Source organism: Mycolicibacter algericus DSM 45454 (genome assembly GCF_002086455.1).
GTDB lineage: Bacteria > Actinomycetota > Actinomycetes > Mycobacteriales > Mycobacteriaceae > Mycobacterium > Mycobacterium algericum.
Genome location: NZ_MVHC01000088.1, coordinates 1 through 835, shown reverse-complemented (window position 1 = coordinate 835; position 835 = coordinate 1). Strand labels below are relative to the sequence as shown.

Genomic DNA, 835 nt, shown 5'->3' with positions numbered 1-835 from the left:
TCGTGGCTGATCGGCAGCACGAAGTTCTCGCTGTAGGCATACAGCATCGAGAACGTCATCTCATGGTGGTGATAGGAGCGGTGCACCGGGTCGTGACCGAGATAGGACAGCGTGTCGTGCATCCAGCCCATGTTCCACTTCATCGAAAAGCCCAGGCCGCCAAGGCTGGTATCGCGGGTGACACCGGGCCAGGAGGTCGATTCCTCGGCGATGGTCACGATTCCGGGCGCCACCCGGTGCGCGGTCGCGTTGAGCTCCTGCAGGAACTGCACCGCCTCCAGGTTCTCCCGGCCGCCGTGGATGTTGGGGGTCCAGCCGCCCTCAGGACGGGAGTAATCCAGATACAGCATCGACGCCACGGCATCGACGCGCAGCCCGTCGACGTGGAACTCGGTCAGCCAGTACAGCGCATTGGCCACCAGGAAGTTGCGCACCTCCGGACGACCGAAGTCGAACACGTAGGTGCCCCAGTCGAGCTGTTCACCGCGGCGCGGGTCGGCGTGCTCGTAGAGCGGGGTGCCGTCGAAACGGCCCAGCGCCCACGCGTCTTTGGGGAAGTGCGCCGGCACCCAGTCCACGATGACGCCGATGCCGGCGCGGTGCAGCGCGTCGACCAACGCCCGGAAATCATCGGGTGTGCCGAAGCGCGCCGTCGGCGCGTAGTACGACGTGACCTGATACCCCCAGGACCCGCCGAACGGATGCTCGGCGACCGGCAGCAACTCGACATGGGTGAAACCGTGCTGCACCACGTATTCGGTCAGCTCCACCGCGAGCTGGCGATAACTCAGACCGGGACGCCACGACCCGAGGTGCACCTCGTAGATGCTCATCG

At 65.5% G+C, this 835-nt stretch carries 1 protein-coding gene; it reads right to left on the bottom strand.

Annotation, left to right across the window (positions count from 1 at the left end; genetic code table 11):
- A partial coding sequence (gene glgB / locus BST10_RS22205) for a 1,4-alpha-glucan branching enzyme (protein ID WP_109559626.1) occupies positions 1 to 835 on the bottom strand: 835 nt, incomplete at both ends.